This is a genomic window from Szabonella alba (assembly GCF_016765775.1).
GTDB lineage: Bacteria > Pseudomonadota > Alphaproteobacteria > Rhodobacterales > Rhodobacteraceae > Szabonella > Szabonella alba.
The window spans coordinates 782,932-796,538 of sequence record NZ_JAESVN010000001.1 but is presented as its reverse complement, the minus strand read 5'-3'; the positions used below and the strand labels follow the sequence as shown (position 1 = coordinate 796,538).

General features: G+C 66.9%; 12 protein-coding genes. 5 read left to right on the top strand and 7 right to left on the bottom strand.

Annotation, left to right across the window (positions count from 1 at the left end):
- Nucleotides 1-31: 31 nt before the first annotated feature.
- Nucleotides 32-547 carry a MarR family winged helix-turn-helix transcriptional regulator gene (locus JL811_RS03645; RefSeq protein WP_237684752.1) on the top strand — a complete coding sequence of 172 codons (516 nt, stop codon included), beginning with the start codon at nt 32-34 and terminating at the stop codon, nt 545-547.
- Here the strand turns inward: JL811_RS03645 and JL811_RS03640 are convergent.
- Complete coding sequence (locus JL811_RS03640; protein WP_202686970.1) at nt 537-1,232, bottom strand: SIMPL domain-containing protein; 696 nt, start codon at nt 1,230-1,232, stop codon at nt 537-539. The genes JL811_RS03645 and JL811_RS03640 overlap by 11 nt on opposite strands.
- Before the next feature lie 185 nt (nt 1,233-1,417).
- Between JL811_RS03640 and JL811_RS03635 the strand changes: the two genes are divergently transcribed.
- Entirely contained in the window at nt 1,418-4,909 is a 3,492-nt protein-coding gene (locus JL811_RS03635) for a hypothetical protein (protein ID WP_202686969.1), read from the top strand.
- Nucleotides 4,910-4,976: 67 nt separating this feature from the next.
- Here the strand turns inward: JL811_RS03635 and cobT are convergent, their stop codons facing one another.
- Entirely contained in the window at nt 4,977-5,987 is a 1,011-nt protein-coding gene (cobT, locus tag JL811_RS03630; protein WP_202686968.1) for a nicotinate-nucleotide--dimethylbenzimidazole phosphoribosyltransferase, read from the bottom strand.
- A gap of 81 nt (nt 5,988-6,068) precedes the next feature.
- Between cobT and cobS the strand changes: the two genes are divergently transcribed.
- Nucleotides 6,069-6,821, top strand: coding sequence for an adenosylcobinamide-GDP ribazoletransferase (cobS, locus tag JL811_RS03625; RefSeq protein WP_202686967.1), 753 nt, complete (start codon nt 6,069-6,071; stop codon nt 6,819-6,821).
- Nucleotides 6,822-6,956: 135 nt separating this feature from the next.
- Here cobS and JL811_RS03620 read toward each other — a convergent pair whose 3' ends face one another.
- The 5 genes from JL811_RS03620 to JL811_RS03600 all read right to left on the bottom strand — a co-directional run bounded on the left by JL811_RS03620 (nt 6,957) and on the right by JL811_RS03600 (nt 12,272).
- Nucleotides 6,957-7,466 carry a CarD family transcriptional regulator gene (locus JL811_RS03620; RefSeq protein WP_202686966.1) on the bottom strand — a complete coding sequence of 170 codons (510 nt, stop codon included), beginning with the start codon at nt 7,464-7,466 and terminating at the stop codon, nt 6,957-6,959.
- A 319-nt stretch (nt 7,467-7,785) separates the two neighbouring features.
- A complete protein-coding gene (gene fdxA, locus JL811_RS03615; protein ID WP_202686965.1) occupies nt 7,786-8,124 on the bottom strand; it encodes a ferredoxin FdxA in 339 nt (112 codons plus the stop codon).
- A 50-nt stretch (nt 8,125-8,174) separates the two neighbouring features.
- On the bottom strand, nt 8,175-8,501 hold the full coding sequence (locus JL811_RS03610) for an RNA-binding S4 domain-containing protein (RefSeq protein WP_237684751.1): 327 nt from the start codon (nt 8,499-8,501) through the stop codon (nt 8,175-8,177).
- 3 nt (nt 8,502-8,504) lie between these two features.
- Entirely contained in the window at nt 8,505-11,696 is a 3,192-nt protein-coding gene (locus JL811_RS03605) for a helicase-related protein (RefSeq protein WP_202686964.1), read from the bottom strand.
- Nucleotides 11,697-11,711: 15 nt separating this feature from the next.
- A complete protein-coding gene (locus tag JL811_RS03600) occupies nt 11,712-12,272 on the bottom strand; it encodes a tetratricopeptide repeat protein (RefSeq protein WP_202686963.1) in 561 nt (186 codons plus the stop codon).
- Nucleotides 12,273-12,358: 86 nt separating this feature from the next.
- On the opposite strand from JL811_RS03600, the gene JL811_RS03595 reads away from it, so the two are divergent.
- Together JL811_RS03595 and JL811_RS03590 are read left to right on the top strand one after the other, a co-directional pair.
- Nucleotides 12,359-12,643 carry an SCP2 sterol-binding domain-containing protein gene (locus JL811_RS03595; RefSeq protein ID WP_202686962.1) on the top strand — a complete coding sequence of 95 codons (285 nt, stop codon included), beginning with the start codon at nt 12,359-12,361 and terminating at the stop codon, nt 12,641-12,643.
- On the top strand, nt 12,640-13,578 hold the full coding sequence (locus tag JL811_RS03590) for an alpha/beta fold hydrolase (RefSeq protein ID WP_202686961.1): 939 nt from the start codon (nt 12,640-12,642) through the stop codon (nt 13,576-13,578). The genes JL811_RS03595 and JL811_RS03590 overlap by 4 nt, the downstream gene beginning before the upstream one ends.
- Nucleotides 13,579-13,607 lie beyond the last annotated feature (29 nt).

Genomic DNA, 13,607 nt, shown 5'->3' with positions numbered 1-13,607 from the left:
TGCATCACGTGATATAGGTTGATATCAACACATGATGACATCTGAAAGTCAACCCGGCCTGACCCGCGATCAGGTGATCGCAGTTCGGGATGCCTGCCTCTGCCTGCATGTGCAGCGGGCGGCGCGCGCGCTTGCGCGGCAGTTTGATGAGGCGTTCCGCCCGTTTGGCCTGACCAATGGGCAGTTTTCACTGCTGATGGCGCTGCATCAGGAAAATCCGCCAACCATCGGGAAACTGGCGCCTTTTCTGGCGATGGACCGCACGACGCTGACGGCCGCCCTTAAACCGCTGGAACGACGGGGACTGGTGGTGACAAAGCCCGGTGAAAAGGATCGCCGCGCCCGCCATCTGCATCTGACACCCGAGGGCCGCGCGCTGATGCTGCGGGCCCATGCGGTCTGGGTCGCGGCCCATGCGCAGCTTGATACGCGGCTTTTGGCCGAGGGCATCGACCCCGACGCGATGCGGGCAGGCCTTACGCAACTGGCCCGCCCGCCCGCAGATCCGCCCAAGGATCAGCCCTTGGCGCAGGGCATTACTGGCTGATCTGCCAGACCACGGTGACATTGGCGGCGATGGACAGTTCCCCCTCGGCCACGGGCATCGAGGATTCCATTGCGACCGCGGCACCACGATACATCGGCTGCGGACCGTTCATGGCCCCCGCCTCGGTGATCGAATCGATCGGCCCCAGTGCCACGCCTGCCGCCTCGGCCAGCAGTTCGGCACGCGCGCGGGCATCAGCAACCGCCTTGCGACGCGCCTCGGCCAGCATCGGTTCGGGATCGGTCAGACCGAAGGTGACCCCGTTCAGCGTATTGGCCCCGTCCTTCACGGCGGCATCCAGCACGCCGCCAAGCGCCGTCAGATCGCGCACCCGCACCATAAGTTGGTTCGAGGCGATATAGCCGGTGATGCGCGGCTGTTCGGCGCCTGCCGCGTGATGCCAGTTCGGGTTCAGCGACAGCGATGAGGTCTGCAGATCGCGCTCTGCAATCCCGGCGGCGCGCAGCCGTTCCAGCACGCGGGCCAGTTCATCGGAATTGGCCGCCATCGCCTCGGCTGCGGTCGGGGCCTCGGTGGTCACCCCCAGATTGACCGTTGCCATATCGGGGCGGGTCTCGACCCTTCCCTCACCGGTGACGGTGATCCGGGGCGGCGCAGTTTCTGCCGCAGCGGTCAGCGGTTGCAGCAGCAGGGCGGCCAATAGGGCGGTTTTGACAAGACGCATAGCACTCTCCATCATGCAAATTCGGGTCAGATATTGATCAGACGTATCCCGATGGGCGATCCTTGGCGCGGATCAACAGAAAGTTGCAGGGCTTTTTCTTTCATTCGGCGAAAAGCTGCTGTAGGAAAGGGCAGCCTGTGGCGGGGGACTCCCCGGCACTCGGACCCCTGTGCTAGACCGGTGCAATGAAACCGAATTTCGCCCTCGATATCACTGAATCCCATGTCTCGCTCCTGCATCGCACCTCGCGGGGCTGGATGCCCGTGGGTGAGGTCGCCTTTGACAATCCCGATCTGGAGGAGGCCATCGGTTATCTGCGGGCCTCGGCACTTGGCCTGTCGCCGCAAGGCATGACGACCAAGCTGGTGCTGCCGCGATCACAGGTGCTTTACCTGACGGTCGAGGCCCCCGGACCGGACAAGGCCACACGCCGCGCGCAGATCCTTGAGGCGCTGGACGGGCGCACCCCCTATGCGCCGGATGAACTGGTCTTTGACTGGTGGGGCAAGGGGCCGGAGGTGCGCGTTGCCGTCGTGGCGCGTGAAACGCTGGAGGAGGCTGAGGCCTTTGCCGAGACGCATCGGCTGAACCCGGTGTCCTTTGTCACCATTCCCGACAGCCCGGAATTCGCAGGGGAACCGTGGTTCGGCACGTCGAAGCTGAGCGCGAAACTGCTGCCCGAGGGCGAAAAGGTCACCCGCGATCAGGATCCGGTCACGATTCTGTCCCGTGATCGGTCCGAGACGAAATCCGACACGGATGCGGCAGGGTCGGAGGGGGCGGATGCGGACAAGACTGGCGAAGGCACGGATACCGCTGGCAAGGACGCCGATACCAAGGCCGCAGAAGCCATAGCCGAGGCCGAAGCCGCCGCAAAGGCCGAGACTGAAGCCGAGGAGCGCGCTGCCGCCGAGGCCGAGCGTGTGGCCGCCGATCGTGCCGAAGCCGACCGCATGCGCGCCGAGGCCACAGCCCGCGAGGCTGAGGCAGAACGGCTGCTGACCGAACGCCGCGAGGCCGAGAAGGCCGCGCGCCGGGTCGAGGAAGAGGCCGCACGCCGGGCCGCCACAGCCGCGCTCGCCGCGGAAAAACCGGCCGCGACGCCTGCACTTGATGGCGATGCGGGGGGTGGCAATGCGACCGGCACCGATAGCCCGGTTCCAACCTTTGCCAGCCGTAGGCGTGAGGAACGCCGCGCCGAGCCACCGCTTTCCACCGCAACCTCTGCCGCGACACCGGCCCTGCAGGCCGCATCACCCGGCAATGGTTTTTCTGCAATTGCCCGCCCGCCTGCTGCCCCGCCCGCGGCACCCTCTGTCGCGCCTCCGATGGCACCGCCCGTCGCCTCTCCGACGGCTGCGCCTTCCGGCACGCCCCGGCCCCTTGGTTCCCAGTCCGCGACGACACCGGTCGCCGCAGGGCCGTCGCTTGGCGGCGCACCCGGCAAGGATGGTGCTGGCGCAATGCCTTCGATCGGAAACCCGGCCCCGGCGCAGAACGTCAAGGCAGCTGACGGCAGCGGAACCGGCGACAAATCCACTTTGCCGCAGCCGCAACAAGCGGGCCCGCTGACGGGAGAAAAGACCCCGGCCGGCAGCGATGCCAAGGATGTGTCGACGCAGGACGTGGCCGCCACGGAAGCCGCCGCCGGACCTGCGCCCAATTCCGCCCCCACTCCCGCCGCCGGATTGGCAAAGCCATCCGCAGGCCCCGCCACACCGGCGGATGCGGGCAAGGCGCCGACGGTCAGGATCGTGCCGCAGGGCGATGTTCCGCCGTCACAGGCGGGCAAGACGCTTTTGCCCCGGGCACCCGCATCCGGCAGCCCTGCCTCCGGAAGTGCAGCACCCACGCGCCCCGTTTCATCCGAGGGTCTGTCCCCGGCCAAGCGGCTTGCCGCGATGGTCACGGCGGCCAAGATCCCCGGGCGCAACGGTTCCGCACCGCCGCGCAAACCCGCAATCCCTGCGGCCCAGAGCAGTGAATCCTCTGCGAGTACCGCCAAAGACCTGCCGCAGCGGCCGAAAGCCCTGACGCCGCGGTCCGCCGCCACGCCGGGATCTGATGCCACCGGCATGGGCGCTTTTGGCGACCGGGTGCACAGACAGCGTGGCAAGCCGCGCTTTCTGGGTCTGGCGCTGACCGGTGTGCTGCTGGTGGTGCTGGCGCTGATCGCGGCATGGTCCTCGGTCTATCTGTCGCGCGATGACAGCGCCCCCGAGACAATCGGCGTGGCCGGAACCGAGACGCCCGGTGCGGTTTCCACCGCCGCCCTTCCGGGTGACGCGGCCACCGACAGCCCGCAGCAGGAAGTCCCCACCGCCGAAACAGTGGCGGAAGAGGCTGAACCGCTTCCGGCAGCTTCCGAGACCGCCGAGACCGCAGCGCAGACCGGCTCTGAAACCGAAACCACCACCAAAACGACGACTGCGACCGATTTCCGCCCCGAGATAACCGACGATGCCGAAGCGGCAGGTCCGGGGCCTGCGGGTCCGGCATCCGAGGCCGGGCAGCAGGATGAGATCGTGCTGGCCGCGATGGACGGGCCGCCCCCGGCCTTTGACGCCATCACCCTGCCCCGTCCGGGCACGGGGCCGGATGCGCCGCCCGAGGCGGCAGCCCCGCCGCCGCCCGCAGGAACACGCTATGAATTCGAGCCCGACGGCACCATCCGCGCGGGGACCACCGGGGTCGTCACGCCGGACGGGTTCTGGCTGATCGCGGCCCGCCCGCCGATCCTGCCGCCCGAACGTCCCGCAGGCGCGGAACCCGAGGCCGAGACCGCAGAACCTCAGGCCGCCGAGACGGGCAGCCGCGCGGAAACTGACACCAGTGCGACCCCGGGCAGCGATCTGCCGCAGGATCCGGCGGCTGAGATCGCGTCGGAGCCCGCGACGGAGACCGAAACCGCTGCCGGGACGACAGACACGCCCCCCGCCGGGCCCGCCGAAGATGGGGCCGAGGCTGACGCGGAACTGGTCTTTGCCCCCTCATCCGAGGTCACGCGGCGGCGTCCCGAAACCCGCCCGGCCAGCGCCGAACCCCCCGAACAGGACGACAGCGCCCCACCCGCCAGCGAACAGGCCGAAGATGACGCGGCCCTGTCCACCACCGCCGACAGCCAGCTTGCCGGGGCCCGCCCCCGCCTGCGCCCCGAGGAACTGGCCGAAGCCGCCTCACTGGCCGCTGCGGCAGCGGCTGCCGAGGCAGAGGCCGCAGCCGCCCGTCTGGCCGCGCTGCCCGTGCCCATCTCGCTGCGCCCTGCCGGGCGGCCCGCCGATTTCTCACGCGCGGTGGCCGCTGCCGTTGCCTCGGCAACGCAGGCGAGCACCGCCGCTGCCGCAGCCCCCGCGCAGCGTCAGGCCGCCCCCGCCGAGATCGAGGAAGAGGATGAGCCCGAGGTTGCGGTCAGCGCCGCCCCCCGGATCCCGACCCGTGCCTCGGTCGCGCAGCAGGCCACCTTCTCGAACGCGATCAACCTGTCGCGGATCAATCTGATCGGGGTGTATGGAACCGCAAGCAACCGCTATGCGCTGGTGCGCAGCGGGAACGGACGTTTCACCAAGGTCAAGGTCGGCGACCGCATCGATGGTGGCACCGTGGCCGCGATCACCTCAAACGAATTGCGCTATCAGAAGGGCGGGCGGATGCTCAGCCTGGCGATGCCGCGCGGCTGACCGTCCCTGATAAACGCCCCTGATCTCGCTGCCCCGCAAGGGCCGCAGGACGGTGCAGCCTAAACGGTCAGCCCCCCGCCACCCCCGCCTCGGCAAAGGTTGCCATGCCGGAATGGCAGGCCAGCGCCCCCTGCACGATACCGATGGCCAGCGCCGCGCCCGATCCTTCGCCCAGCCGCAGGCCCAGTGACAGGATCGGTGCCTTGTCCAGCGCTTCCAGCAACCGCGCATGTCCGGCCTCGGCGCTGCAATGACCCGCCAGACAGTGATCAAGTGCCGCGGGCACCGCGCGCGCCAGCACCGCCGCCGCCGCCGAGGCAATGAACCCGTCCAGCAGCACCGGAATGCGCAGCACCCGCGCCCGCGCCAGCGCGCCTGTCATCGCCGCGATCTCACGCCCGCCCAGACGGCGCAGCACCTCAAACGGATCGGCCAGCGCCCCGGCATGGTGCGCCAGTCCGGTGGCCACAACATCGGCCTTGCGCTGCAATCCCGCCGCATCGACGCCGGTGCCGCGCCCGATCCAGTCCTGCGGCGCGCCGCCGAAAAGGGCGCAGGCCATGGCCGCGGCGGATGTCGTGTTGCCGATGCCCATTTCGCCCACAACCAGCAGCCCCGCCCCGGGATCGACCGATGACCAGCCGGTGTTCAGCGCTGCCAGCAGATCCGTGTCATCCATGGCCGGGCCTTCGGTAAAATCGGCGGTCGGGCGGTCAAGATCCAGTGCCTGCACCGTCATCGAGGCGCCGAAGGCACGGGCAAGCTGATTGACCGCCGCGCCGCCTGCCCGGAAATTTCCGACCATCTGCGCCGTCACCTCCGCCGGAAAGGCCGAAATGCCGCGCGCGGCAATGCCGTGATTGCCTGCAAAGATCACGATCTGCGGCGCAAGACCGCTGGGGCGCGGATCACCCTGCCAGCCCGCATACCAGAGTGCGATCTCTTCAAGCCTTCCCAGCGAACCGGGGGGTTTGGTCAATTGCGCGTCGCGGGCCTGCGCAGCGGTGCGGGCGGCCAGATCCGGGCCCGGAGCCGCACGCAGTTCCGCCAGCAATTCCGCAACCGATCCAATTGTCATCTGCGCCCTCGCCTTGCCCAATCGTCACGGTCTGGTTATCGACAGATACGCCGCTTGACCAGATCGGAACCGGACCACCCCATGCCCAGATCCGACCTTCCCCGCCTGTCTGATCTCCCCGAGGCGCTACGCCTGCTGACACGGTTGCCGCTGCCCGCCTCGGAGGCCGCACCGCGCCCCGCCTCGGCCTGGGCCTGGCCGCTGGCCGGCCTTCTGGTCACCGCGCTGGCGCTGCTGGCGGGACGGCTTGCCCTGCCTGCCGGAGCAGGGATAGCGGCGGTGGTGGTTCTGGGGGTTCAGGCGATGCTGACCGGCGCGATGCATGAGGACGGGCTGGCCGATACCGCCGACGGGTTCTGGGGCGGATGGGATCGCGCGCGACGGCTGGAAATCATGAAGGACAGCCATATCGGCAGCTATGGCGTCATGGCGCTGCTGGTCATCGGGCTTCTGCGCTGGTCGGCGCTGACCGCGCTGCTGGCGGCCGGAGAATGGGCTGCAGTTCTGGCGGTGGGGGCGCTGAGCCGTGCACCCATGGCGTTGCTGATGGCATTCCTGCCCGCTGCGCGAACGGGCGGTCTGTCCCGCGCGGTCGGGCGACCCATGGCCAGCACTGCAGGCGGGTCGCTGGCGCTGGCTGCGCTGATCGCCCTGCCGTTTTGTGGCGTCATGCCGGGCGCTTTGGCACTTCTGGCAGCCCTTCTGGTCACGCTGGCGCTTGGTGCACTGGCCCGCGCCAAGATCAGCGGACAGACCGGCGACGTGCTGGGGGCCAGCCAGCAACTGACCGAGGCGGCCTGCCTTGCCGTTCTGGCCGCACTTCTTTTGCCCTGACTGCGCAATGGTGGGCCTCGGCCATTTCCGGCCTGCAAGGGACAGAACGCGCAGTTCCACGCCCGGAATGCAGAAACGGCGGCCCCGAAGGACCGCCGCCAGAATTTCCTTGCAGGGTCAGACCTGCCGCAACGATCAGGCCGCGCGGGACAGCAGAACCTCATCCACGGTTTTCTGCGCACCCTTTTCGTCAACGCCCGAAACCGCAGCAACCTCGCGCGTCAGCCGCTCCAGCGCCGCCTCGTAAAGCTGACGCTCGGAATAGCTTTGTTCGCGCTGATCGTCGGTGCGGTGCAGGTCGCGCACCACTTCGGCAATCGACAGCAGATCGCCCGAGTTGATTTTCTGTTCATATTCCTGCGCCCGGCGCGACCACATCGCGCGTTTCACCCGCGCCTTGCCCTTCAGCGTGTCCAGCGCCTTGGTGACGATATCGGGCGAGGACAGCGAACGCATGCCGATTTCCGTGGCCTTATGCGTCGGCACGCGCAGGGTCATCTTGTCCTTTTCAAAGGAGATGACGAACAGTTCCAGCCGCAGTCCGGCGATTTCCTGTTCTTCGATGGAAATGATCCGACCGACGCCATGCGCAGGGTAAACGACGAACTCGTTGGGACGGAATTCAGGCTTCTTGACTTTGGTCATCCGGTCTTTCCTCAGGAAGGGCGCCCCGACATTACCCGACACAAAACACCGTTCGCGGTCAAATCGACCCCGACGATGCGCATTTCTGTCAGATAAAAACCGGGTTCAGGCGAGCAGCTCTGAACCGGGCCGGATCGTCCATTGTTTACATGTCTGTAATGTATACCACAGAATCACCCCGATTCCAACTGCCGCGCAAACGGGCAGAACCGGATTCCGGCTTTGCGATCATCATGAAGCCCGGCCCGGCCCGCAGCAGGCCAAATTGACGCAGCTCAATCCCTGTCGGGGATCACCGGGCGATTCGGCCGGCCGGGGATCAGCCGCCCTCGCCCGCCGCTTCCGAGAAATATTTCTCCAGCTTGCCGGTCTCACCGTCGCGTTCCTCGGCCTCCGGCAATTGATCCTTCTTGGTCACGATGACAGGCCAGGCCTCGGAATATTTGCGGTTGAACTCAACCCATTTTTCCATATCCGCCTCGGTATCGGGGCGGATCGCATCGGCCGGGCATTCCGGTTCACAGACCCCGCAATCAATGCATTCATCGGGGTGGATCACCAGCATGTTCTCCCCCTCGTAGAAGCAATCGACGGGGCAGACCTCGACACAATCGGTGTATTTGCAGGCGATGCAGTTATCGGTCACCACATAGGTCATCGGGTCTTATCCTCAGGCTCGGTCGCGCCTCGTTAGAACAGGCAGACGGATCATTCAAGCGGGGCCGCGCATTCAGGTGGCGGCGCTGTCGCATCCAGATCGGCATAAAGCGCGCGGGCCTCGTGGGCGGGGCCACGCCGCAGCCCCAGATCCAGCACCCGGATCACGCGCACCCGTCCCGGCAAAGGCAGGGTCAGTACATCCCCCGGGCCTATCGCATGGGCGGGTTTGCTGACGGGCTGTCCGTTCACCCGCAGATGGCCGCCCGAAACAAGGGCGGCGGCAAGGCTGCGCGATTTGACGAATCGCGCCTGCCAAAGCCATTTGTCCAGCCGCAGGACAGGGCGGGTGCCCGGCCTGTCCTGCGGCGCCGCCAAGCCTCAGACCTTGCCTTTGAGCGCAAGAAGCGCGGCAAAGGGATTGTCGGGATCAATGGGTTTTTCAGCACGCGGCGGGCGGGCCTCATAGCTGCGGGCGCGGTCATTCTCACGCTCGCCACCCTTGCCGGGCTTGCCGCCCTTGCCCCGGGGCTTGCCGCCCTGCCCGGACTTGGCCTGACCTGACCGGGCCTGACCTGCATTCGCCTGTCCTGCATTCGCCTGTCCAGCATCAGGCCCGCCACCGCGCGGAGCATCGCCGCCTGCGCGTTTCGGTCCACGGTCCGGGCGGCCTTCGGGTTTCGGGCCGCGACGCCCCTCGCCATCGGCGCCCGCCTCACGGCGCGGGCCCCGGCCCTGCCGGCCACCATCACCCCGGTCCCGGCGCGGACGCGGTGCCCAGGTGAAGGTGACAAAGCTTTCCATCTCGACAGGCGCCGCCGGGGCGGCCTCGGCAGTCGCTTCGGCTTCGGTGGCCACTTCGGCTTCGGTGGTCGCTTCGGCCCCGGCGGCCTGCGTGTTAGCTTCGGCTTCGGCAGGCGTTTCGGCCTCGGGGATCACTTCGGCCTCGGGCGAAGCCGTGGCAGCGGCTTGGGCTGCGCTTTCGACCACAGTCTCCGTTGCGGTCTCGGCAGCGGGTTCCGCCGCCGCATCGGTGGCGGGTATCACAGGCTCTGCCGCTGCATCGGCCGTCGTGTCAGAATCTGCCACCCCATCGGTGGGGGTATCGACCGGCCCGGCCACAGCCCCGCTTGCAGCACCATCGCGGCCAGCTTCCGCCGCGACATCGGGCTTTGCCGCCACTTCGGGGGCCGCTTCACGCTGCTTGGGCCGTTCGCCCCGCTCGGCGCGATAGCCCAGCCCGCCCATCAGGTCGGAAAACTGTTCCAGCGTCATGCCCGTGATCGACAGCATGTCCGGCGTCGCCTCGAACCCACCGCGGCTGTCCTTGGCGCGCAACAGATCGGCCAGCCGTTCCAGCATGTCGATACGGATCGCCCGTGCGCCTGCCGGGTGATAGCCCGCCAGCGTGTAATGCGACCGTGGTACCTCGGTGATATGCGGAATGGTCACCAGACCGGGCGGCGGGCTTTCGGGAAATTCCTGCAAGCCGCTGTAAAGGCTCCAGAGCACCAGCCGAAGCCGGGTCGGCGCGGGTTTCAGCAGCAAGGGCTGGAAGATCGTATACTGGCCAAAGCGCACGCCATGCTTGCGCAGCGCGCCCCTCGCCTCCTGATCCAGCGTTTTCACATCCTCGGCGACCGCATCACGCGGCAATACGCCCAATGCCTCAACCAGACGGAAGGCAAAGCCGCGCGCCATGCCCGTCAGCGTCTCATCCCGGCTGAGATTGGTCAGCGGCTCAAACTGCGCGGCCACCTTGCGGTCGATGAAATGCTGCAACCGGCGGCGCACCTTTTCGGCGACCTCGGGGCCTGCATCTTCATCGACAAAGGCCTCGACGCCCGGGCGCAGCGCATCCGGCCCCGCGACCAGCTTGCCCACCGCCTGCGTGCCCCACATCAGGCCGCCCTGTTCGGTAAAATCCAGTTCCGTATCGGGCGCGTTGTAGAAACGGTCCGACCGCAGATGGAATTCCGGCTTCAGCGCCTGCACCGCAGCCGCCCGCAGCGTGCGGGCCTCATCGGGCGATGCGGTCCCGTCCTGCCGGAAGCGGAACCCTTCCAGACGGCCGATGAACTCTCCCTCGACCGTCACTTCGCCCTTGTCATTCACCTCGGCCACAAGGCTCTCCTTCTGTTTCAACCGCCGCATCAGAACAGATGTGCGCCGGTCAACAAATCGCTGGGTCAGGCGCGCATGCAACGCATCCGACAAACGGTCTTCTACCGCGCGCGTCTCGTCGCGCCAATGGGATTCGTCAGCAACCCATCCCTTGCGTTGCGTGACATAGGTCCATGTCCGAATATAGGCCAGCCGCCGGGACAATGTGTCAATATCGCCTTCGGTCCGGTCGATCCGCGCCACCTGCGCCGCAAGCCAGTCCGCAGGCACCTGCCCGGCCCGCAGGAATTCGAAGATCCGCAACAGCAGCGTCGCGTGATCGGTGTCCGACTGGCCGCGGAAATCCGGCACGCGGCAGACATCCCACAAAAGCCGCACATCCTGCGGGCTCTGCACCATGTCCCGCAGCTCGGGCATCGCCGCCAGCGCCTTGAGTGTCTGCAGATCATCGGCATCGCGTGCGCGGCTCAACCATTCATTGCCGGTATGCTTTTCCAGCGCGCCGATCAGCCGGTCGATGGACCCGTAATCGGGGATTTCGTTGCGCCAGGACAGTTTGCGCACCGGCAGGAAGCGGTGCTCCTGAATCGCCTCGATCACATCCTCGGTCAAAGGCCGGGCCTCTCCCGTCACGCCGAAGGTGCCGGGTGTCATGTAGCGCCCCGCCCGCCCTGCGATCTGCGCCAGTTCCTGCGGGGTCAGTCCGCGCATCCGGCGTCCGTCGAATTTGACGGTCGAGGAAAAGGCCACATGCCGGATATCAAGGTTCAGCCCCATGCCGATGGCATCGGTCGCGACCAGATAATCCACATCGCCATTCTGATACAAAGCCACCTGCGCATTGCGCGTCCGGGGCGACAGCGCGCCCATCACCACTGCGCAACCGCCCTTGGTGCGGCGGATCAGTTCCGCAATCGCATATACATTTTCAACAGAAAATCCGACGATTGCCGATCTTTCGGGCAGTCGGCTTATCTTTTTCGAACCTGTATAGGTCAGTTCCGACAGGCGCGGCCTCGCCATGAACTGCACGCCCGGCACCAGCGCTGCGATGGCCGGGCGCATCGTGTCGGCCCCCAGAAACAGGGTTTCATGCCGCCCACGTGCGCGCAGCAGCCGGTCGGTGAAGACATGGCCACGCTCGGCATCGGCGCAAAGCTGGATCTCGTCTATGGCGATGAAATCGGCGCCGATCTCCTGCGGCATCGCCTCGACCGTGCAGACCCAGTATTGGGTGCGGTCGGGAACGATGCGTTCCTCACCGGTGACCAGCGCCACGACCGAAGGGCCGCGCAAGGCGACGATCCGGTCATAAACCTCCCGCGCAAGCAGACGCAGCGGCAGTCCAATGACCCCGGTCCTGTGACCCAGCATCCGCTCGATGGCGTAATGGGTCTTTCCGGTGTTCGTCGGTCCCAGAACCGCCGTCACCCGCCCGAGTGCCTGCATTGGCCTGCCTGTTGCTTATAGGTCTTGCCCGGTTGCCTTTACACGCAACCGATCCGCCGCTTCCCTTACCCCGTCAAGCCGGGGATGTATAGCAAGCGCGGCGTCATAGAGCGCAAGCGCCTGGGTTTCACGGCCCGACTCCTCAAGGATGCGGGCAAAGCCGGTCATCGCCCCGAAATGGCGCGGATTGAGCCGCAGCACTTGGACGATATCGGCCACCGCTGGCCCGTATTGTCCGGCCTGAAAATAGGCGGTCGCGCGTGCATTCCAGCCTTCGGCGAAATCCGGCGCATGATCGACCAGCGCGGTCAGATGTTCGATGGCCAGCGTGGTCTCCCCCTCGCGCAGCGCATCGCGCCCGCGCGTCAGCAAAAGATCCGCCGTTGCCGATCCCGATTTCGACCATTCAGCGAAGATCTGCCGTTCAATCCGTTGCAGACTGCGCCCTTCGGCCCCGGGCAGTTCGGCAAAAAGCCGGTCCAGATCGGCCTCCTGCGCAGAAAGGCCGGATACAGCAATGAAAATCGCGACAAATGCCGCAACGATACGATTGAGAAAGAGACGCGGGGCTTTCATACAGGGCAATGTAGCGCAGGGTGGCCGAAAAGCCAGAGCCGCGCATGCACGAAACCGCGAGAGGTCGCGAACAGGAGGATGACGGGATGAGCGAGATCATTGATGCCGCCGTGGTGGCGCTGAGCGAAAAAGTGCAGGGGTTCGACGGGGTGGCGAAATTCGTCGTCACCGGTGAAGGCGCGATCATGGTCGATGGCGATGGCGTGCGCGCCGGCGATGAGGCGGCGGATGTGACGCTGACGGCGGATGCCGAAACCTTCAAGGCGATCCTTGACGGTGATCTGAACCCGACGGCGGCCTTCATGTCCGGCAAGCTGACGGTCGACGGCTCGATGGGGATGGCGATGCAGCTGGGCGCGACGCTGGGATGACCGGGGCTGCCCCCTTCCATGCCGATCTGGCCGAGGGGCCGGAAGGGGGCCACGCCGTCTGGCTGCGCACCCATGACGGGGTGCGCATCCGGCTTGGCATCTGGCCCGCAGGCCCGAAAGGGCGCGTGCTGATCTTTCCGGGGCGCACCGAATATATCGAGAAATACGGCCGCGTTGCGCAGGATCTGGCGCAGGCGGGCTATGGCTCGGTGGCGGTGGACTGGCGCGGACAGGGACTGGCCGACCGGCTGACCCCCGATCCGATGCTGGGCCATGTCGGGCGCTTTTCCGACTATCAGCACGATGTGGCGGCGGTGCTGGCGCATCTGGATGCGGCGGAACCCGGGATGCCGCGCTTTCTGCTGGCCCATTCGATGGGCGGCTGCATTGGCCTGCGCGCGCTTGTCGACGGGCGGATCGCACCCCGAGCGGCGGCCTTTTCGGCACCGATGTGGGGCATCCGCTTTTCCCCCGGGATGCGGCAGATCGCCCGGCTGATGTCAGGCGCGGCGCGGCTGACCGGGCGCGGGCAGCAGTATACGCCCAGCACAAGGTCCGAAAGCCATATCCTTGCCACGCCCTTTGCCGATAATTTCCTGACCGGGGATGAGGCCGCCTATGCATGGATGCAGGCCCATCTGCACAAGGTTCCGGCGCTTGGACTTGGCGGGCCGGGACTCCACTGGCTGGGCCTTGCCATTGCCGAGGGGCGCGCGCTGGAAGGCGCGCCGCTGCCCGATCTGCCGGTGCTGTGCCTACTGGGCAGCCGGGAAAGCATCGTTGATCCCGCCGCGATCCACCGGCTGGCGGCGCGCTGGCCTTCGGCGCGGCTGCAGATGCTTAACGGGGCCGCGCATGAATTGCTGATGGAGCAGAAGGCCCTGCGCGATGCGGCCCTGCAATCCGTGCTGGATCTGTTTGACAGCGCAGCGTGATACCGCGCCACTGATCCACCGAAACACGG